Origin of the sequence: Streptomyces sp. CB02058 (assembly GCF_001905505.1) — a bacterium.
Lineage (GTDB): Bacteria > Actinomycetota > Actinomycetes > Streptomycetales > Streptomycetaceae > Streptomyces.
The window spans coordinates 515182-533475 of record NZ_LIPG01000005.1 but is presented as its reverse complement, the minus strand read 5'-3'; the positions used below and the strand labels follow the sequence as shown (position 1 = coordinate 533475).

Here is an 18294-nt window from a genome sequence, read left to right as displayed (position 1 = left end):
GCGATAGCAGATCACAAGGAGTGATTTTTCAGATACTGATAGAGAACACGAACGAGCGCAAGAGGGTGGTCACTTCGCAGCGTAGTTGTTCGACTGCAGCGAGCAACCGTTCTTCTTGGTTCAAGGGGAGAGAAACAGCCATCGCCGCCACGGCGGAACCGACAGTGATCGGAATGGCAGCGCAGACCGTTCCGATGGCGTACTCCTGTCGTTCAATGACAGGTTCCGTACGTTTCATTGATCGCAACCGGTCCAGAAACGTCTGACGGTCCCTTACGGAGTAACGCGTCAGCTGCCGGACGGGATGCCGGTCCAGATGATCCTCCCGCGCGCGCTCGTCGAGCTGGCCCAGGAGGCACTGCCCGAGAGCGTGCGCATGGCCCGTCTCACGGAACGAGACCCACTCACGCACCGCGGGGCACGAGGGGGTGTCGGCCACCGCGACCATCTCGATCTCGCCCTCGCGGTACAGGGCGCAGTACACCGGGGCACCGATGACGTCCGCCCAGTGCGCGAGCGAGTCGACGATCACACCGGGACGCGGAGTCGCGGGACCGCCGCCCAGCCGCTCGGCAGCGGCGCCGAAGAGGAAGACGCCGTTCTCCCTGCGGAGATAGCCCTCATGGGTCAGGGTGCGCAGCAAGTGATAGGCGGTGGGGAGCGGAAGGCCCGCCTCTCGGGCGAGCTGCTTCGCCGGCGCCCCGTCCCGATGGGTGCCCACAGCCTCCATAAGTCTCAACGCCCGCTGAACGGAACCGATCAACGTCGGGACAGCGGTACTCGATGCCGTGGTCACAGGTCACCCCCAGGCATGGTGACGGGCTGTCAGCCCTCCCGCGGGGGCCGCCCCCACGGGCCCGCCGCGAGCCTGGGGTCCGGAGACCGGACAGTCGCACAAACCACTGGGCAGGATGGTGACGGACCGTCATTTCCCAGCTGGCGGCAGCGGTACGCAACTGTATCGGCACGTTCAGTCACGAGTGAGGTTTCATCCCGGACTTAGCTCAGCTGGGCTAACGGCCGAATCCGCGGCCGGACACCTGCCCGTCACGCCATCACACGATCCGGCGTACGCCTGCCGTTCCTACCAGTCGCTGCGCTCGGACGAGGACATGAACTTCCGTACGACGAAGATCAGACCGCCCACCAGGACGACGAAGACCAGGACCTTGAACAGCAGCCCGATGACGAACCCGACCACGCTGGCGATCAGACCGCCGAACACGACGATCGCGATCAGGGGCACCGCGACCCACTTCACCCACCAGGGCATTCCCGCGAAAATCTCCCGCACAGCCATCGCCGCTACCTCGTCTCTGTGAGTACCTGCTGCCTCGATGCTAGAGGCGCCGGGGAGGCCGGCGGGGCTCCGGGAGCCCTTGAAGTCCCCTGAGCGGTCCCCTAGGGAACACGGGGGCCGGGGAGCCCCGGCCCCTGAGGGGAAGCCCGTGGCGCTCAGCCCTCCGGCGGGGAGAAGACCACCATCACCCTGAGGTCCTCGGTGATGTGGTGGAACTTGTGCGCGGTCCCGGCGGGCACGTAGACGACGCTCCCCCGCCCCACCTGTGTGGTCTCCATGCCGACCGTGATCGAGGCACGGCCGCTCACGACGAAGTACACCTCGTCCTGCTTGTGCGGCTGCTGGGGGTCGAGCTCGCCGGCGTCCAGGGCGTACAGGCCGACGGACATGTTGCGTTCCCTGACGAACTGCAGATAAGCGCCCTCGTTGGCGGCGCGTTCCGCCTCCAGCTCGTCGAGTCTGAATGCCTTCATCGTCCGTCCGCCCCTCGCGCCCGTGCTCGGCTGTCCTGCCGGTGTCCACCACCGATCATGTCTGCCACGATCAGACACATGAAGAATTTCGTAGTCAAGACGATCGCCAACGCGGGTGCGCTGGCCGTGGCCATCTGGCTGCTCCAGGACATCACGCTCACCGGTGACAACACCGGGCGCAAGGTGCTCACGCTGATACTGGTGGCGCTGCTGTTCGGCCTGGTGAACTTCGTCGTCAAGCCGTTCGTGAAGCTGCTCACCCTGCCCCTGTTCATCCTGACGCTCGGGCTGATCACGCTGGTGGTCAACGCGCTCATGCTGCTGCTGACCTCCTGGCTCGCAGACCTCGTGAATCTGAACTTCCATGTCGACGGCTTCTGGACCGCGGTCCTGGGCGGCCTGATCATCTCGGTCGTGTCCTGGGCCCTCAACGTCGTGCTCCCCGACGAGGACTGACCCGGCACCTGTCGGCGCGGTCCGGACGGTCCGGTGGACACCAGGGAGGGATTCCGGTGCACGCCGGGGAGAGACAAGGAGAGAACGATGAGCACCACGGGCGACGGAACACGAGCGGTCAGAGCCGGCCTTCCCGAACCGGAGCAGTACGAACCCACGCTCCCGGGTCCCGTCTTCGCCGCGCACTTCCATCTGTCCGGCGAGCCCGTCGGCCCCTATACCTACGGTCGCGAGACGAACCCGACCTGGACCCACCTGGAACGGGCCATCGGCGAGCTGGAGGCCCCGGGGGAGCAGGTCGGGACCACGGTCTTCGCCTCCGGGATGGCGGCCGTATCGGCCGTGCTCCTCTCCCGGACGCGCATGGGCGACGTCGTGGTCCTGCCGGACGACGGCTACCAGGCGCTCCCCCTCGTACGGGAACAGCTGGAGGCGTACGGCGTCGAGGTGCGCACGGCACCGACCGGCGGCAATGCCCAGCTGGAGCTTCTGGCCGGGGCGAAGCTGCTGTGGATCGAGACGCCCTCCAACCCCGGGCTCGACGTCTGTGACGTGCGCGCGCTCGTGGAGGCCGCGCACGCGGCAGGTGCGCTGGTCGCGGTCGACAACACCCTGGCCACCCCCCTGGGGCAGCGACCCCTCGAACTGGGAGCGGACTTCTCGGTGGCCAGCGACACCAAGGGCATGACCGGGCACGGAGACATCCTGCTCGGCCATGTGACCTGCCGGGATCCGGAGCTCACCGCGGGGGTACGCCGCTGGCGCAAGGTCGTCGGGGCGATCCCCGGCCCGATGGAGGCCTGGCTCGCACACCGTTCGCTGGCCACGCTGCAGCTGCGGATCGACCGGCAGTGCACGACCGCGCTCGCCCTGGCCGAGGCGCTGTCCGGGCGTACGGACGTGGCTGCGCTGCGCTACCCGGGGCTGCCCGGTGATGCCTCGTATCCGACGGCAGTCCGGCAGATGCGGCGCTTCGGCTCCGTGGTCTCCTTCGTGCTGGCGGACGAAGCCACAGCGGAGCGTTTCCTCGCCGGGCTTCGGCTGGTCGACGACGCGACCAGCTTCGGCGGGCTGCGCTCCACTGCCGAGCGCCGGGCGCGCTGGGGCGGGGACGCCGTGCCCGAGGGCTTCATCCGCTTCTCGGTCGGCGCCGAAGACCCTGAGGATCTGCTCGCGGACGTGGCCCGCGCACTGGACGAGGCCGCGCGCTGAAGCCGCCGCCTCTCCCCCTGACCAGGCCGCCGCTTCCGGGTCCGGTGCCGTTCCCAGGTGCTTTTCCCTGGTCCGGTGCTCTCCCTGGGTCCGGTGCCGGTACCGGTTCCGTCCCCGGTCCTGGCAGGGCCGGGGACGGGACGGGCATCCCCGTCGACCGACCCGGCCCTGCCCGGGACGGGTGGTCCGAGCCTCCCCCCTCGTGGCTCGAACCACCCCGGTTCCTGCGCCTAGAACCGCCTCGACAAGGCTAATTGACTCTGCGTCAGTGTCCAATCACAGTAGCGACAGCAGCCTATCGACATATTTATAGTTGGGGCGTTCGCTAGGGACGGTGCGGGACGGCGCAGCGTCGGAGAGTGCCGGAGGGCGGAGAGGGCGGACCATGGACCTGGCCCTGCTGCGCACGTTCGTCACAGTGCACCGGGCCGGTTCGTTCACCCGGGCTGCCGCGCTGCTCGGGCTGTCCCAGCCCGCCGTCACCTCGCAGATACGCACGCTGGAACGGCAGCTGGGGCGCCCCCTCTTCCTGCGCAGGGCCCGTGGGGTGACCCCGACCACCGTCGGCGACGAGCTCGCGCACCGGGCCGCGCCTCATCTGGACGCGCTGGTCGACATCGTCGAGGCCGGTCTCGACGAGGAGTCGGGGGTACGGACCCTTCATCTGGCCGGGCCTCCGGAGTTCACCTCCCTGCGCGCCCTCCCCGCCCTGACCCCGCTCGTCTCCCAGGGCCTCGCGCTGCGCAGCACCTTCCTCGCGAACACCGAGGAGACACTGGAGGGCCTGGCCGCCGGACATCATGATCTGGCCATCACGACGGCCCGTCCGCGCGGTGGTCTTCTGACGTCGACCACACTCTGCGACGAGGAACACGTGCTCGTCGCGGCACCGCGCTGGGCCGGGCGCCTGGGACCCGGGACACTGCGGCACAAGGGCTCCGTGCTCCTGGAGCAGCTGCCGGTGGTCGAGGTGCACGAGAGCCTCCCTCTGATCTCCCGCTACTGGGCCGCTGTGTTCGACAGCCGTCCCGCCGCCTCCGCCGCGGTGATCGCACCGGATCTCCGCGCGGTTCTGGAGAGCACCGCAGCGGGCGCCGGCCTCGCCGTGCTGCCGCGCTATCTCTGCGAGAACGCGCTGGAGCGGGGAGAGGTCGTGGCCCTGCTCGACCCTCCGGTACCCCCGCTGCGCACGTACTTCCTCATCGCACGGACCGGCACACTCGGCCTTCCCCACATTGCGCGGGCGCACGAGTGGCTGGTGCGTGCTGCCGTGGACTGGTGACCGGTCGGCCGACGGGAGTTTCAGACGGGGTTTCCTGGGCCACTCTCTTGCCATGACCGAACGTCCCGTGGTCAAGCGCACAGCACGCGCCGTCCTGCTCGACGGCGATGACCTCATCCTGATCAAACGCACCAAGCCCGGGGTCGACCCGTACTGGCTCACGCCTGGTGGCGGGGTCGAGCCGGAGGACGCCACCGTGGTCGACGCACTGCACCGTGAGGTCGACGAGGAGCTCGGCGCCAAGGTCGTCGATGTCGTGCCCTGTTTCGTCGACACCGTCGAACACATCGCGGGCGGCGGCGTCAAAGGCGTGAAGGTGCAGCACTTCTTCGTCTGCCGACTGGCCTCGATGGATCTGTCGCGCCGGCACGGCCCGGAGATCGACGAGCCTTGCGGGGAGTACGAGGTCGTACGCGTGCCCTTCAGCCGCGTCGGCATCGCAGCCGTCCACCTCGTGCCCCTGTCCCTGCGGCACTATCTGGACGGCAATATCGAGGGCGTGCGAGCCATGCACGCACCCGACCTGGGCTGAGACCTGGCCCTGTGGGCGGTCCGGGCGGGCGAGCCCGAGGGGTCGGCCCCCGCGCGTCGCGTACGCCGAGGCAAGTAGACGCGGATACTCCCGCTGTCAGACGACCGCTCGCTCTGCGCTTGACACCGTGTTTCACGTGAAACCACTCAAGCGCCCTGTCCGGCGCGGCGTTCTCGTCGCCCACGTAGCGGTGTCCGTGAGCTGGCTGGGCCTCACCCTGGGGCTGCTGGCTCTCGGCCTCACCGCGTTCCTCACCGAGGACGCCACGACGGCTCAGGCAGCCACGCGCGCCATGAAGGTCTTCGGCGACTGGCTCGTGGTGCCGGTCGCTCTGGGCTCCCTTCTCAGCGGCCTGGTGCTGGCACTGGGCACCCCGTGGGGCCTGGCCAGGCACCGATGGGTCTGGACGAAGTTCTGGCTGACGCTGACCACGGCGGGGCTGTCGGTCTTCTCGCTCCGCCCGGGCATCGACGAGGCCGCGGCCAGGGGCGCCGCCGACATCGACCTCGTCATCGCGCCCTCGGTGGCCACGGCCACGTACCTCTTCGTCACCGCGATATCGGTGCTGAAGCCATGGGGGCCGACTCGGCGGGGGCGACGTCTGCGGCAGGCTCGGGAGAGTGCGCGGCAACCAGTCGGCCTCGGGTGACCGTACGGCGCTCCAGCCCGCCGGAGAGCAGCGCCAGAAGCAGCGCCGAGGCGGCGAGGGCGGCGCCGACCCAGTTGGGCGCCGTGTATCCGAGCCCGGCCGCGATGACGATGCCGCCGAGCCACGCCGAGAGCGCGTTTCCGAGGTTGAAGGCCCCGATGTTGACGGCCGAGGCCAGCGTGGGCGCACCGGCCGCCTGGTCGAGGACCCGCTTCTGCAGCGGCGGTACGGTCGCGAAGCCCAGACCGCCGATGAGAACGATGGTGATCGCCGCGGCGATCTTGTTGTGCGCGGTCAGGGTGAAGAGGGCAAGAACCGTGGCGAGCGCACCGAGCGACACGTACAGCATCGGCATCAGGTGGCGGTCGGCGAACTTTCCGCCGAGCAGATTCCCGCCGACCATGCCGAGCCCGAAGAGGACGAGCAGCCAGGTCACGGCCGAGGTCGCGTAACCGGCGGTCTCCGTCATCATCGGAGTGATGTAGGTGATCGCCGCGAAGACGCCGCCGAAGCCCAGGACGGTCATCGCCATGGCGAGCAGTACCTGCACATTGCGGAACGCTGCCAGCTCATGGCGGATCCGTACGCCCTCGGCCTTCGGCTGCTCGGGGATCAGCTTGGCCACACCGAGGAGGCCCAGGACACCGAGCGCGGCGACCACGAGGAACGTGATGCGCCACCCGACGCTCTGACCGATGAACGTCCCCAGCGGGACACCGACGACATTGGCCACGGTGAGCCCGGTGAACATCATGGCGATGGCACCGGCCTTCTTCTCCGGGGCGACCAGATCTGCTGCCACCACCGATCCGATGCCGAAGAAGGCTCCGTGGGCGAGCGAGGCAATGACTCGGCCGGCGAGCATCACGCCGAAGACGGGGGCGATCGCGGAGACCACGTTGCCCACGATGAAGAGCCCCATCAGGAGCATCAGCATGCGCTTCCGGGTCACCCGGGTACCGAGGAAGGTCATCAGTGGAGCGCCGAGCACCACCCCGAGCGCATAGCCCGTGACAAGGAATCCCGCGGTCGGGATCGAGACCTGGAAGTCCGCCGCCACATCGGGGAGCAGCCCCATGATCACGAACTCGGTGGTTCCGATACCGAATGCCCCTATGGCGAGGGCGAGGAGCGCGAGCGGCATGGGTTCACCTTTTCTATAGATTGCGTCTGCGCCTTACAAGCGTCCACAATAATTGCAGACGCTTGTTAATTGCAAGCGCGGGCTATTGCGTACGTGCCCTATCCTGGAGGCAGGCAGCTCCCGCACGGAGGAGAGACACATGACAGCGACCGATCCCGCACTGACGGCCCTCGCCCAGAGCTGGTGCGCCCTCTCTCTGCTCCACGGGAAGATCGAGGCCCGCATCGAGCGGGCGCTGCAGTCCAACCACGGCCTCAGCGCGCGTGAGTTCTCGCTGCTCGACGTCCTGAGCCGCCAGCACAGCGGCACGGGCGGGCACCTCCAGATGAAGCAGGTGGCGGACGCCGTGGTGCTGAGCCAGAGCGCCACCACCCGGCTGGTCACCCGGCTCGAGGACCGGGGCCTGCTCACCCGGTACCTGTGCGACACGGACCGGCGGGGCATCTACACGGACGTCACGGAAGCGGGCCTCACGCTGCTGGGCGAGGCCAGGCCCACCAACGACACCGCGCTGCGGGCCGCTCTCGACGAGGCCGCGGAGAATCCGGAGCTGGCTCCGCTCGTCCGGACGGTCGAGGCCCTGAAGGTCCCCGCCTGACCCGGCGGGTTGCGTAGTCTGCCGATCATGAGCGATCTCGACATACGCCCCGCTGCACCCGACGACATCCCGGCCATCGTCGCCATGCTCGCCGACGACCCGCTCGGCGCGCAGCGTGAGTCTCCGGACGACCTCAGCCCGTACCGCACGGCGTTCCGTCGGCTCGCGGACGACCCGAACCAGCACCTGGTCGTGGCGGTGCGCGAGGAGCGCGTCGTCGGCACCCTCCAGCTCACGATCGTGCCCGGGCTGTCCCGGCGCGGTGCGACCCGCTCGGTCATCGAGGGCGTCCGTGTCCACGCCGATGAGCGTGGCGGCGGCCTCGGCACCCAGCTGATCCAGTGGGCGGTCGACGAGTCCCGGCGCCAGGACTGCCAGCTGGTTCAGCTGACGTCGGACGCCACCCGTACCGACGCCCACCGCTTCTACGAGCGGCTCGGGTTCACCGCGAGCCATGTGGGCTTCAAACTCGCTCTCTGAGCCCGGCTCCAGGTCCAGGCAGCTCCGGGACGTTCAGCGCTCCGGGATGTTCAGCGCTTTCAGGAGGGACCGCGTGCATCGCATCGACGACGAACAGCGCAGAGCGAGGCTCGGCCGACGGCATCTGCTCGCTCCGTCCGCACGGGCCACCTCCGCCGTAGAGGTGGCCGACGCACTGGTGGCGCTGCACGCGACCGACGCCGCCACGGTGTACCTCTCCGCCTGCGCGCGGCTGCGCGACCCCGATGCCGGAGCCGTGGAGCGAGCGCTCTACGCGGACGTATCGCTGGTGCGGCTGCTCTCGATGCGGAACACCCTGTTCACGGTGTCCACGGAGGTCGCGCCCCTGGTCGACGCGGCCAACGCCCGGACCGTGGCGGCCGACGAGCGCCGCAGGCTCCTCAAGCACCTGCGCGAGGACGGCGAAGGGCTGGACGAGCGGTGGCTCGCCGATACCGAGCGGGAGACCCTCGCCGCCCTGGGCGACCGGGGGCAGGCCACGGGAAGTGAGCTGTCCGCCGCCGTACCCGCCCTCCGTACGAAGATCACCGTCTTCCCCGGCACGAAGCAGGAGACGGTGCAGGGAGTCGCCACCCGGGTGATCCGTGTGCTGGCCGCCGAGGGGCGCATCCGGCGGGACCGGCCCCGCGGTTCCTGGACCTCCAGCCAGTTCCGCTGGACGGCGTCCGAGCCCTGGCCCGCTGCGGAACCCGCCGGAGCGCGGGCAGAGCTCGCGGCCCGCTGGCTCCGCTCCTACGGTCCCGCGACGGAAGCGGACCTGAAGTGGTGGACCGGCTGGGGCGTCCGCCAGACGCGCTCCGCTCTGGCCACCGCCGGCGCCGAGGAGGTCCTGCTCGACAGCGGAGCCGTCGGCTGGGTGGCGCCCGGGGACCTCGACGCCGAACCTCGTCCGGAGCCCTGGGCGGCCCTGCTGCCCGGTCTCGACCCCAGCGCGATGGGCTGGGCGGACCGCGGCTTCCACCTGTCCGCAGCTCACCGCGCCTCGCTCTTCGACCGCGCCGGCAACATCGGCCCCACGGTGTGGGTGGACGGCGAGATCGTGGGCGGATGGGCTCAGCGCCCGGACGGTGAGCCGGTGTGGCGGCTGCTGTCCGACGTCGGCCGGGATGCCTCACATCTCATCGAGGCGGAGGCCTCCCGGCTCTCGGCATGGCTGGGCGACGTGAGGATCACTCCACGCTTCCGTACGCCCCTGGAGCGCGAGCTGACCGCCTGAAACGTCCGCCACGGAGCAGCGCAGCACGCGCTCCGGCCGGTCCGGCGTTTCACGTGAAACGCCGGACCACCGTGCTCAGACGGAGAGCCCCCGCCAGCCCTCGTCGTCCACCCCACCCGGAACGGCGGCAGTCGGGTCGTACGGCTCCCGGGTGAAGACGAAGGACCCCAGGTCGAGGTGGTCCACCGTGCCGTCCTCGGCACGCACAGCGCGGAGGGTCTCCCCCGCGTAGTACCCGTTGAGGCCCTTCCACGTCCCGTCCGGACACGCCTCGAAGCGGGCCGCGCGCCCGGCGCCCCGCAGTGGCAGAAGCTCGATGCCACGGTCCGGGAGCAGCCTCAGCCCGTACACGTAGGTGCCCCAGTACCAGGGCCCGGTCAGCGCCAGCAGCTCTTCGTCGAACTGGGGCAGGGGCCGCCAGGGCTCCGGGATCCTCGGCTCGGCCTCGGCCACGATCTCCAGCAGGTCACCGGCCACCGCCCCCGTCAGCGGCCCCGAGGTGGCGTTGGAGAGCACCACGGCTGCCACGTCGTCCTCGACGCTGAACCACAGCGCGGCCAGGAAGCCGGGCAGCGAACCCGAGTGGCCGAGGAGTGTCCGGCTCTTGCGCCGCACGACCTGGAGGCCGAGGCCGTACGCTCCGGCCCAGTCACCGGCCTCGGGCGGAGCTGCGGGGGCACGCATCTCCTCGACCGAGGAGGCCCTGAGCACGCGTTCGTCACCCCGCGCCAGGAAGGCGGCGAACCTGAGCAGATCGGTGGTGGTCGACCAGAGCTGCCCCGCAGGCGCCATCAGCCCGAGATCCTCCGCCGGCTCGGGCAGCATGACATCGGCCCACGGATGGACCGCCCAGCCTCCGGCATGCGGCGCGACCGCCTGCGAAGTCGTGCGGCCCATCCCCAGCGGCTCCAGGATCTCCCGGCGCAGCACCTCGTCCCACGTGTCGCCCCGCAGCTTCTCCACGAGTGAGCCGAGCAGTGTGTAGCCCGGGTTCGAGTAGTGGTGCCCGTGACCGGACCGGTGGATCAGCGGCCCCTCACCGAGCACATCGGCGAGCTCCGGGCGTGTGGTCCCCGGCGTCCGCTCCCACCAGGGCGCGGGTGTCTCGGCCGCCAGGCCGGAGCTGTGGCCGAGCAGTTGGAAGACGGTGACGTGCCCGGCGCCCGTGCCGGGCAGGTGCTTCTCCAGGGGGTCGTCCAGATCGATAAGCCCCTCGTCACGCAGGCGCATTACCAGCACCGCAGTGAACGTCTTGGTGATGGAGCCGATCCTGAACTGCGTATCACCATCGGGCTCGTGGCCCTCCACACAGCTCCGCGCACCACTCCAGGCGATCTGTCCGTCCCTCTGAACGGCGGCGACCAGGGAGGGGGTCCGGCCTTCGGCCTGCGCCGTGGCGACGCGGTGGAGCAGGGCGCGGCGAGTGGTGGGGAGCAGGGGTTCGGATGAGGTCATGCTCAAGCATGACCCGGGAGTTCATCCCCTGACGAACGCGTTTCGTGTCTCCGCGACAGTCCGCGCGTCTAGGCACGAGGTGCGCGTGGCCGGGCACTCTCACCGTTCCGCAGCTCTTCCTGGTTCAGCACGCCGGGTTCTCGGGCCGGAGCAACTGCTGAGCAACGAGTTCGGAGCGGTTCAGCCCGAGCAACCGCCCCATCCAGTTGCGGAAGAGTGCCTGGAAGGCAGCTGACATGTCCAGGTGTTGCTGCGAAATCTGAGACCCCGCAACCAGCGCGATCAGGTCTGGGCCATGTCCACGAAGCGCGAGTAGTGGCCCTGGAACGCCACGGTGATCGTCGCCGTGGGGCCGTTACGGTGCTTGGCCACGATCAGGTCGGCCTCCCCCGCTCGGGGGGACTCCTTCTCGTACGCGTCCTCGCGGTGCAGCAGGATCACCATGTCGGCGTCCTGCTCGATGGAGCCAGACTCACGCAGGTCGGAGACCATCGGCTTCTTGTCCGTGCGCTGCTCGGGACCACGGTTCAGCTGGGAGAGGGCGATGACGGGAAGCTCCAGCTCCTTGGCCAGGAGCTTGAGGTTTCGGGACATGTCCGAGACCTCCTGCTGGCGGCTCTCCGCCCGCTTGGCGCCGCCGGACTGCATCAGCTGGAGGTAGTCGATGACCACCAGCTTGAGTTCGTTGCGCTGCTTGAGGCGACGGCACTTCGCGCGGATCTCCATCATGGAGAGGTTCGGCGAGTCGTCGATGTAGAGCGGAGCCGCGGACACGTCCGGCATACGCCGGGCCAGCCTCGTCCAGTCCTCGTCTGTCATCGTGCCGGAGCGCATGTGGTGGAGGGCCACCCGGGCCTCGGCGGACAGAAGACGCATCGCGATCTCGTTGCGCCCCATTTCCAGGGAGAAGATCACGCTCGGCAGGTTGCTCTTGATCGAGCAGGCGCGGGCGAAGTCCAGCGCCAGGGTGGACTTACCCATGGCGGGGCGGGCCGCGATGACGATCATCTGGCCGGGGTGCAGGCCGTTCGTGAGGGCATCGAGGTCGGTGAAGCCGGTGGGCACGCCGGTCATCTCGCCGCTGCGCGACCCGATGGCCTCGATCTCGTCGAGGGCGCCCTCCATGATGTCGCCCAGCGGAAGATAGTCCTCGCTGGTGCGCTGCTCCGTGACGGCGTAGATCTCGGCCTGCGCCGAGTTCACGATCTCGTCGACGTCGCCGTCGGCGGCGTATCCCATCTGGGTGATCTTGGTGCCGGCTTCGACGAGACGCCGGAGCACAGCCCGCTCATGGACGATCTCCGCGTAGTACGAAGCGTTGGCCGCGGTCGGCACCGACTGGACCAGGGTGTGCAGATACGGCGCACCGCCGACCTTGGTGATCTCCCCGCGCTTGACCAGCTCGGCCGCGACGGTGATCGGGTCGGCGGGCTCGCCCTTGGCATAGAGGTCGAGGATCGCCGTGTAGACCGTCTCGTGCGCCGGACGGTAGAAGTCGTGCCCCTTGATGATCTCCACGACGTCCGCGATGGCGTCCTTGGAGAGCAGCATGCCGCCGAGGACGGACTGCTCGGCATCGAGATCCTGCGGAGGCACCCGCTCGAAGCCGGACGAGCCGCCGTCCCAGCCGCCCTCGCGGCCCCGCTCGTGCTGCTCCTCGCGCCCCTTGCCCTCTCCGCGGCGCTGACGGGAAACAGGCAGACGGTCACTGGGACCGACGTCGGCCCAGGGATCGTCCAAAGGCTCGGGAATGCTCACCGGGCCACCTCCTCCCGTCCGCTTCGCGGACCTAGCCGTGCCACTCTTTCTTACGGCACGGCACCGACAAACAAGACGCCCGACTCCGGTTCCGGCGCGTCAAGTTCTGCTGGCTTCCAAGCCGGAACGGAGTGCGGGCGCCGCACCACGGTAGGCCGGTCCGCACCGTCAGCCAATCTGGTTATCCACAGGGCATGTGGACGACGGACCAGATGCTGTGGAGAACCCATCCGATCCTGTGCACGGACCGGGGGACAGCACTGTGGACAAACTCATACGGGAACATCCAGGTCGCTCCTGACCTGGGGTTTCTCCATCCACTGGCTGTGGGGGAGAAAAACTTTTGCCTCCAGCTCAAGATCACCGGAACCGACCAGCGGCCGAACCCGAAACCCGGCATCAAGTAAGGACCCCAAGCGCATTGCATCTCTTACCTGTGGAAGATTAGATTGACCCCCATGACCAAGGCCTCCACGGCGCAGCCGCCCTCCCGCCGCCGGCACGACCGCGAGATCATCGCACTCGCGGTCCCGGCCTTCGGCGCGCTCGTCGCCGAGCCGCTTTTCGTCATCGTCGACAGCGCGATCATCGGCCACCTCGGCACCCCCCAACTGGCGGGACTGGGAGTCGCCGCGGCCCTGCTGACCACTGCGGTGAGCATCTTCGTCTTCCTCGCGTACGCCACCACGGCCGCCGTCGCCCGCCGGGTCGGCGCGGGCGATCTGGCCTCCGCCATCCGCCAGGGCATGGACGGCATCTGGCTCGCCCTGCTGATCGGCGCCGCCGTCGTCGCCGCCACGCTCCCCCTGGCCCCATGGCTGGTCGAGATCTTCGGAGCATCCGACACAGCGGCCCCGTACGCCATCACCTATCTGCGGATCTCCAGCCTCGGCATCCCCGCGATGCTCGTGGTGCTCGCGGCGACGGGCGTACTACGCGGACTTCAGGACACCCGCACTCCGTTGTACGTCGCCATCGGTGGCTTCGCGGCCAACGGCGCCCTCAACGCAGCACTCGTCTACGGCGCCGGGCTCGGTATCGCCGGATCGGCCTGGGGCACGGTCATCGCCCAGGTCGGCATGGCACTCGCCTACGTGGTCGTGGTGGTGCGCGGGGCCCGTCGGCACGGAGCCTCACTGCGCCCCGACGCCTCCGGAATCCGGGCCAGCGCCCAGGCAGGCGTTCCGCTGCTCGTCCGCACCCTCTCCCTGCGGGCGGTCCTGATGATCGCCACCGCTGTCGCCGCGCGACTCGGCGACACGGACATCGCCGCCCACCAGATCATCCTGTCGCTCTGGAGCCTGGCGGCCTTCGCCCTGGACGCCATCGCCATCGCGGGACAGGCCATCATCGGCCGCTATCTCGGGGCGAACGACACCAAGGGAGCCCGCGAGGCATGCCGGCGCATGGTCCAGTGGGGCATCGCGTCAGGAGTGGTGCTGGGGCTGGTGATCGTGCTCGCCCGGCCTCTGTTCATCCCGCTGTTCACCAGCGACGCCTCCGTGCAGGACACCCTGCTGCCCGCCCTGCTCGTCGTCGCGCTCTCCCAGCCGATCGCCGGAGTGGTCTTCGTCCTGGACGGAGTACTGATGGGGGCCGGGGACGGCCGCTATCTCGCCTGGGCAATGATCCTGACCCTGGCCGTCTTCGCTCCGGTCGCCCTGCTCGTCCCCAGCCTCGGCGGGGGTCTCACCGCTCTCTGGTGGGCGATGGCCCTGATGATGGCGGTCCGGCTCCTGACGCTCTGGATGCGTATGCGCTCAGGCCGCTGGATCGTGACCGGAGCCACGCGCTGAAAGTACCGCTCTCCGCCGATCCACCCCGGGTCGGACGGCCGCCGGTCTCCCGCCCCGTTTCACGTGAAACGTGGCCGCACCCGGGAACGAGGGAGCGCCAGAACGAGGGAACGACAGAACGACCGAGCGACAGAACGCCGGAGTCGCGCGACACCGACACAGAACACGTGCCGGAGCGACGACAGGCAGGAACGACGAAGGGCCGCACCCAGTGGGTGCGGCCCTTCACCTAGCTCTGCTGAGCTGTGCCCTTAGGCAGCAACGACCTCGATACCGAGCTTCGCGGCAACCTCGGGGTGCAGACGGACGGACACCTGGTGTCCGCCGAGCGTCTTGATCGGCGAGCCGAGCTCGACGCGACGCTTGTCGACGTCCGGACCACCGGCGGACTTGATCGCCGAGGCGATGTCGGCCGGGGTGACGGAGCCGAAGAGGCGGCCGGCGTCGCCGGAGCGAACAGCCAGACGGACCTTCACGGCCTCGAGCTTGGCCTTGATCTCGTTGGCCTGCTCGATCGTCGCGATCTCGTGGATCTTGCGGGCGCGGCGGATCTGCGCCACGTCCTTCTCGCCACCCTTGGTCCAGCGAATGGCGAAGCCACGCGGAACCAGGTAGTTGCGGGCGTACCCGTCCTTGACGTCCACGACGTCGCCGGCGGCACCGAGGCCAGTGACCTCGTGGGTGAGGATGATCTTCATGATTCGGTCACCCTTCCCTTATCGCGCGGTGGACGTGTAGGGCAGCAGCGCCATCTCACGGCTGTTCTTGACAGCCGTGGCGACGTCACGCTGGTGCTGCGTGCAGTTGCCGGTGACGCGGCGGGCACGGATCTTGCCGCGGTCGGAAATGAACTTCCGCAGCATGTTCGTGTCCTTGTAGTCCACGTACTGGGTCTTGTCCTTGCAGAAAGCGCAGACCTTCTTCTTAGGCTTGCGCACAGGCGGCTTCGCCATGGTGTTTCTCCTGTGTGATCAAGAAGTGGGGTACGAGCAGCCCTAGAAGGGAGGCTCGTCCGAGTAGCCGCCGCCGGAACCGCCGGAACCGCCGGAGCTTCCGCCCCAGCCGCCCCCGCCGCCCTGCTGGCCCCCGCCCTGGCCGCCGGCCGGAGCGCTGGTGGCCCACGGGTCGTCGGCGGGAGCACCGCCGCCGCCCTGCTGGCCGCCGCCACCGGGACCGCCGCCCCAGTTGCCGCCGCCCTGCTGGCCGCCGCCGTATCCACCCTGGCCGCCGCCCTGACCACCGCGACCGGTGGTCTTGGTGACCTTGGCCGTGGCGTTCTTCAGGCTGGGGCCGACTTCCTCGACGTCCAGCTCGTAGACCGTGCGCTTGACGCCCTCACGGTCCTCGTAGGACCGCTGCTTCAGCCGGCCCTGCACGACGACGCGCATGCCTCGCTGGAGCGACTCCGCGACGTTCTCCGCCGCCTGACGCCAGACCGAGCAGGTGAGGAACAGGCCTTCGCCGTCCTTCCACTCATTGGTCTGCCGGTCGAAGATGCGGGGAGTGGACGCGACACGGAACTTCGCGACCGCCGCACCGGACGGGGTGAAGCGCAGCTCGGGGTCGTCGACGAGATTGCCGACGACCGTGATGACGGTCTCGCCTGCCATGGGTGAACCTCTCGGCGGGGATTGCTTCTGGCTGCTTGCTACTCGAACCCGATGACCGCTGAGCTAGATGCTCAGTGGGTCTCGGGACGGAGGACCTTGGTCCGGAGGACCGACTCGTTCAGGTTCATCTGTCGGTCGAGCTCCTTGACGACCGCAGGCTCGGCCTGCAGGTCGATGACCGAGTAGATGCCCTCAGGCTTCTTCTTGATCTCGTAAGAGAGACGACGACGGCCCCAGGTGTCGACCTTCTCGACCTTTCCGTTGCCCTCACGGACGACGGAGAGGAAGTTCTCGATCAGCGGGGAGACTGCTCGCTCCTCGAGATCGGGGTCGAGGATGACCATCACCTCGTAGTGACGCATGTGGAACCCACCTCCTTTGGACTCAGCGGCCACGGTCGTTCCGTGGCAGGAGGGTCGTGATGCGTGAGCATCAGTGTCTCCGAGTAAAACAGCCGCCACTGACAACGCCCGTCTTCGAGAGTCGAGGGGGGCCGCAGTGCTGGCTCAGGGCAGACACCGGTGCAGACCGTACAGAGTACCCGCAGACAGGCTTCCGGTTGAAATCCGGTGTTCAGGGCGCACAATCGAGACAGATGCGGTGTGAGAGGCACTACATTGCACCGCCCTTCCCGCCAGGAGGTGCTCCATGGCACAGACCATCCGGCCTGCCGGCAGCAGGCCTGTTCCCCGCCGGGTTTCCGGAGCCCGTCCGGCCACCGGGTCCCTCTTCGCCACGGACGGCAAGCCCCATCCGCTCCAGGAAGCGCTGATGGTGGTGACCGGGGTCCTCGGAGTCCTCGCGTTCGTCACCGCGATGTTCCACAGCCTGCACCTGGTCAGCTCGTGGGCCGGGCTGATCGGCATCCTGACCGGCGCGTACGGGCAGTACATCTCCCGGACCACCTGGGAACGTTTCGGTCTGATCATGGGGATCGGCGCATCCGCCGTCGGCTTCTACCTCGGCATGGCACACGGCGGCCTCTTCGGCGGCGTGATCACCTGACCGGCAGAGCGGCGGCCGACGGCATCGACGGCCCCACGAGGTGCTCGGACGGGCAATCCCTCACGGATGGCGCCCGGTCCGGTCCAGACGGGCCAGACCGGGCGCGCCTCGGTCACAGTAGGCTTCGGCGCGAGAGCCGGAGCCCCTGACCGATGGGGACACACCTGCCGAGGAGCGCCCCGCATGAGCCTGACCCTGAGGACCATCAGCCGAGAGCAGCATCTGGCCTACATCCAGAATCTGCCCTCGGCCAGTCACTGCCAGGTCCCGGCGTGGGCTGACGTGAAAACGGAGTGGCGCTCGGAGAACCTGGGCTGGTTCGACAAGAACGGCGAGATGGTCGGCGCGGGCCTGGTGCTCTACCGCCAGCTCCCCAAGATCAAGCGCTACCTCGCCTATCTCCCCGAGGGCCCGGTCATCAACTGGTACGCCCCGAATCTGGACGACTGGCTCCAGCCGATGCTCGCCCACCTGAAGCAGCAGGGCGCCTTCTCGGTGAAGATGGGCCCGCCCGTGGTCATCCGCCGCTGGGACTCGGCCGCCATCAAGTCGGGCATCCAGGATCCCGACGTGAAGCGCCTGCGTGACGTGGAGGCCAGCCACATCGAGCCGCGTGCCTTCGAGGTCTCGGACCGGCTGCGGAAGATGGGCTGGCAGCAGGGCGAGGACGGCGGCGCCGGCTTCGGCGACGTACAGCCCCGCTACGTCTTCCAGGTGCCGCTGGCCAACCGCTCGCTCGAGGACGTCCTCAAGGGCTTCAACCAGCTCTGGCGCCGCAACATCAAGAAGGCCGACAAGGCCGGTGTCGAGGTCGTCCAGGGCGGCTACGAGGACCTCGCCGAATGGCAGCGCCTGTACGAGATCACCGCCGTACGCGACCACTTCCGGCCGCGCCCGCTCTCGTACTTCCAGCGCATGTGGACGGTGCTCAACTCCGAGGACCCCAACCGCATGCGGCTGTACTTCGCGCGGCACAACGGCGTGAACCTGTCGGCTGCCACGATGCTCGTCGTCGGGGGGCACGTCTGGTATTCCTACGGCGCTTCGGACAACATCGGACGCGAGGTCCGTCCCTCCAACGCCATGCAGTGGCGCATGCTCCGCGACTCGTACGCGATGGGCGCGACCGTCTACGACCTGCGCGGGATCAGCGATTCGCTGGACGAGACCGACCATCTCTTCGGCCTGATCCAGTTCAAGGTCGGCACGGGCGGCGAGGCCGTCGAGTACGTCGGCGAATGGGACTTCCCCCTCAACAAGCTGCTCCACAAGGCACTAGACATGTACATGTCGCGACGCTGACCGCG

At 68.8% G+C, this 18294-nt stretch carries 21 protein-coding genes; 11 read left to right on the top strand and 10 right to left on the bottom strand.

Annotation, left to right across the window (positions count from 1 at the left end; translation table 11 throughout):
• Nucleotides 1-28: 28 nt before the first annotated feature.
• The 3 genes from AMK10_RS27290 to AMK10_RS27280 form a co-directional block, all read right to left on the bottom strand.
• Nucleotides 29-796: a helix-turn-helix domain-containing protein gene (locus AMK10_RS27290; protein ID WP_198959795.1), complete on the bottom strand. Its 768-nt coding sequence runs from the start codon at nt 794-796 to the stop codon at nt 29-31.
• A 288-nt stretch (nt 797-1084) separates the two neighbouring features.
• Entirely contained in the window at nt 1085-1294 is a 210-nt protein-coding gene (locus AMK10_RS27285; RefSeq protein WP_073751047.1) for a DUF5326 family protein, read from the bottom strand.
• A 161-nt stretch (nt 1295-1455) separates the two neighbouring features.
• Complete coding sequence (locus AMK10_RS27280) at nt 1456-1773, bottom strand: cupin domain-containing protein (protein ID WP_073750744.1); 318 nt, start codon at nt 1771-1773, stop codon at nt 1456-1458.
• Nucleotides 1774-1851: 78 nt separating this feature from the next.
• Here AMK10_RS27280 and AMK10_RS27275 point away from each other — a divergent pair, with 78 nt between their 5' ends.
• The 5 genes from AMK10_RS27275 (at nt 1852) to AMK10_RS27255 (ending at nt 5904) form a co-directional block, all read left to right on the top strand.
• Nucleotides 1852-2229, top strand: coding sequence for a phage holin family protein (locus AMK10_RS27275; RefSeq protein ID WP_073750742.1), 378 nt, complete (start codon nt 1852-1854; stop codon nt 2227-2229).
• Between the two features lie 87 nt (nt 2230-2316).
• A complete protein-coding gene (locus AMK10_RS27270) occupies nt 2317-3441 on the top strand; it encodes a cystathionine gamma-lyase (RefSeq protein WP_073750740.1) in 1125 nt (374 codons plus the stop codon).
• A 385-nt stretch (nt 3442-3826) separates the two neighbouring features.
• A complete protein-coding gene (locus AMK10_RS27265; protein ID WP_073750738.1) occupies nt 3827-4723 on the top strand; it encodes a LysR family transcriptional regulator in 897 nt (298 codons plus the stop codon).
• 52 nt (nt 4724-4775) lie between these two features.
• Nucleotides 4776-5255 carry an NUDIX domain-containing protein gene (locus AMK10_RS27260; RefSeq protein WP_073750736.1) on the top strand — a complete coding sequence of 160 codons (480 nt, stop codon included), beginning with the start codon at nt 4776-4778 and terminating at the stop codon, nt 5253-5255.
• 136 nt (nt 5256-5391) lie between these two features.
• A complete protein-coding gene (locus AMK10_RS27255; protein WP_073750734.1) occupies nt 5392-5904 on the top strand; it encodes a DUF2269 domain-containing protein in 513 nt (170 codons plus the stop codon).
• Here the strand turns inward: AMK10_RS27255 and AMK10_RS27250 are convergent.
• Nucleotides 5804-7048: an MFS transporter gene (locus AMK10_RS27250; RefSeq protein ID WP_073750732.1), complete on the bottom strand. Its 1245-nt coding sequence runs from the start codon at nt 7046-7048 to the stop codon at nt 5804-5806. The genes AMK10_RS27255 and AMK10_RS27250 overlap by 101 nt on opposite strands.
• Nucleotides 7049-7187: 139 nt before the next feature.
• On the opposite strand from AMK10_RS27250, the gene AMK10_RS27245 reads away from it, so the two are divergent.
• The 3 genes from AMK10_RS27245 to AMK10_RS27235 all read left to right on the top strand — a co-directional run bounded on the left by AMK10_RS27245 (nt 7188) and on the right by AMK10_RS27235 (nt 9363).
• Nucleotides 7188-7646, top strand: a complete 459-nt coding sequence (locus tag AMK10_RS27245) for a MarR family winged helix-turn-helix transcriptional regulator (protein WP_073750730.1) — start codon at nt 7188-7190, stop codon at nt 7644-7646.
• Nucleotides 7647-7673: 27 nt separating this feature from the next.
• Complete coding sequence (locus tag AMK10_RS27240) at nt 7674-8126, top strand: GNAT family N-acetyltransferase (protein WP_073750728.1); 453 nt, start codon at nt 7674-7676, stop codon at nt 8124-8126.
• 73 nt (nt 8127-8199) lie between these two features.
• Nucleotides 8200-9363 carry a winged helix DNA-binding domain-containing protein gene (locus tag AMK10_RS27235; RefSeq protein ID WP_073750726.1) on the top strand — a complete coding sequence of 388 codons (1164 nt, stop codon included), beginning with the start codon at nt 8200-8202 and terminating at the stop codon, nt 9361-9363.
• 75 nt (nt 9364-9438) lie between these two features.
• Here the strand turns inward: AMK10_RS27235 and AMK10_RS27230 are convergent, their stop codons facing one another.
• Nucleotides 9439-10818, bottom strand: a complete 1380-nt coding sequence (locus AMK10_RS27230; RefSeq protein ID WP_073750724.1) for a serine hydrolase domain-containing protein — start codon at nt 10816-10818, stop codon at nt 9439-9441.
• Nucleotides 10819-11100: 282 nt separating this feature from the next.
• Nucleotides 11101-12558, bottom strand: a complete 1458-nt coding sequence (gene dnaB, locus AMK10_RS27225) for a replicative DNA helicase (RefSeq protein ID WP_198959807.1) — start codon at nt 12556-12558, stop codon at nt 11101-11103.
• A 476-nt stretch (nt 12559-13034) separates the two neighbouring features.
• On the opposite strand from dnaB, the gene AMK10_RS27220 reads away from it, so the two are divergent.
• A complete protein-coding gene (locus tag AMK10_RS27220) occupies nt 13035-14372 on the top strand; it encodes an MATE family efflux transporter (RefSeq protein WP_073750720.1) in 1338 nt (445 codons plus the stop codon).
• Between the two features lie 251 nt (nt 14373-14623).
• On the opposite strand, the gene rplI is transcribed toward AMK10_RS27220, so the two are convergent.
• The 4 genes from rplI to rpsF form a co-directional block, all read right to left on the bottom strand.
• Nucleotides 14624-15070, bottom strand: a complete 447-nt coding sequence (gene rplI / locus AMK10_RS27215; RefSeq protein ID WP_014155197.1) for a 50S ribosomal protein L9 — start codon at nt 15068-15070, stop codon at nt 14624-14626.
• An 18-nt stretch (nt 15071-15088) separates the two neighbouring features.
• On the bottom strand, nt 15089-15325 hold the full coding sequence (gene rpsR, locus AMK10_RS27210; RefSeq protein ID WP_003967857.1) for a 30S ribosomal protein S18: 237 nt from the start codon (nt 15323-15325) through the stop codon (nt 15089-15091).
• A 42-nt stretch (nt 15326-15367) separates the two neighbouring features.
• The gene (locus AMK10_RS27205) at nt 15368-15982 is read right to left on the bottom strand and encodes a single-stranded DNA-binding protein (protein ID WP_073750718.1); all 615 of its coding nucleotides are present in this window, start codon (nt 15980-15982) and stop codon (nt 15368-15370) included.
• Nucleotides 15983-16053: 71 nt separating this feature from the next.
• Nucleotides 16054-16344 carry a 30S ribosomal protein S6 gene (rpsF, locus tag AMK10_RS27200; protein ID WP_006604399.1) on the bottom strand — a complete coding sequence of 97 codons (291 nt, stop codon included), beginning with the start codon at nt 16342-16344 and terminating at the stop codon, nt 16054-16056.
• Between the two features lie 286 nt (nt 16345-16630).
• Here rpsF and AMK10_RS27195 point away from each other — a divergent pair, with 286 nt between their 5' ends.
• Nucleotides 16631-16987: a hypothetical protein gene (locus AMK10_RS27195; RefSeq protein ID WP_073750716.1), complete on the top strand. Its 357-nt coding sequence runs from the start codon at nt 16631-16633 to the stop codon at nt 16985-16987.
• A 183-nt stretch (nt 16988-17170) separates the two neighbouring features.
• Entirely contained in the window at nt 17171-18289 is a 1119-nt protein-coding gene (locus AMK10_RS27190) for a lipid II:glycine glycyltransferase FemX (protein WP_073750714.1), read from the top strand.
• Nucleotides 18290-18294 lie beyond the last annotated feature (5 nt).

Excerpts from the sequence above, each read along its gene's own strand:
- AMK10_RS27205 (WP_073750718.1), bottom strand. The coding sequence starts at position 15,982 with ATGGCAGGCGAGACCGTCATCACGGTCGTCGGCAATCTCGTCGACGAC.
- AMK10_RS27260 (WP_073750736.1), top strand. The coding sequence starts at position 4,776 with ATGACCGAACGTCCCGTGGTCAAGCGCACAGCACGCGCCGTCCTGCTC.
- AMK10_RS27240 (WP_073750728.1), top strand. The coding sequence starts at position 7,674 with ATGAGCGATCTCGACATACGCCCCGCTGCACCCGACGACATCCCGGCC.
- rplI (WP_014155197.1), bottom strand. The coding sequence starts at position 15,070 with ATGAAGATCATCCTCACCCACGAGGTCACTGGCCTCGGTGCCGCCGGC.
- AMK10_RS27190 (WP_073750714.1), top strand. The coding sequence starts at position 17,171 with ATGAGCCTGACCCTGAGGACCATCAGCCGAGAGCAGCATCTGGCCTAC.
- AMK10_RS27265 (WP_073750738.1), top strand. The coding sequence starts at position 3,827 with ATGGACCTGGCCCTGCTGCGCACGTTCGTCACAGTGCACCGGGCCGGT.
- AMK10_RS27245 (WP_073750730.1), top strand. The coding sequence starts at position 7,188 with ATGACAGCGACCGATCCCGCACTGACGGCCCTCGCCCAGAGCTGGTGC.
- AMK10_RS27270 (WP_073750740.1), top strand. The coding sequence starts at position 2,317 with ATGAGCACCACGGGCGACGGAACACGAGCGGTCAGAGCCGGCCTTCCC.
- rpsR (WP_003967857.1), bottom strand. The coding sequence starts at position 15,325 with ATGGCGAAGCCGCCTGTGCGCAAGCCTAAGAAGAAGGTCTGCGCTTTC.
- AMK10_RS27220 (WP_073750720.1), top strand. The coding sequence starts at position 13,035 with ATGACCAAGGCCTCCACGGCGCAGCCGCCCTCCCGCCGCCGGCACGAC.
- rpsF (WP_006604399.1), bottom strand. The coding sequence starts at position 16,344 with ATGCGTCACTACGAGGTGATGGTCATCCTCGACCCCGATCTCGAGGAG.
- AMK10_RS27230 (WP_073750724.1), bottom strand. The coding sequence starts at position 10,818 with ATGACCTCATCCGAACCCCTGCTCCCCACCACTCGCCGCGCCCTGCTC.
- AMK10_RS27280 (WP_073750744.1), bottom strand. The coding sequence starts at position 1,773 with ATGAAGGCATTCAGACTCGACGAGCTGGAGGCGGAACGCGCCGCCAAC.
- AMK10_RS27250 (WP_073750732.1), bottom strand. The coding sequence starts at position 7,048 with ATGCCGCTCGCGCTCCTCGCCCTCGCCATAGGGGCATTCGGTATCGGA.
- AMK10_RS27275 (WP_073750742.1), top strand. The coding sequence starts at position 1,852 with ATGAAGAATTTCGTAGTCAAGACGATCGCCAACGCGGGTGCGCTGGCC.
- AMK10_RS27195 (WP_073750716.1), top strand. The coding sequence starts at position 16,631 with ATGGCACAGACCATCCGGCCTGCCGGCAGCAGGCCTGTTCCCCGCCGG.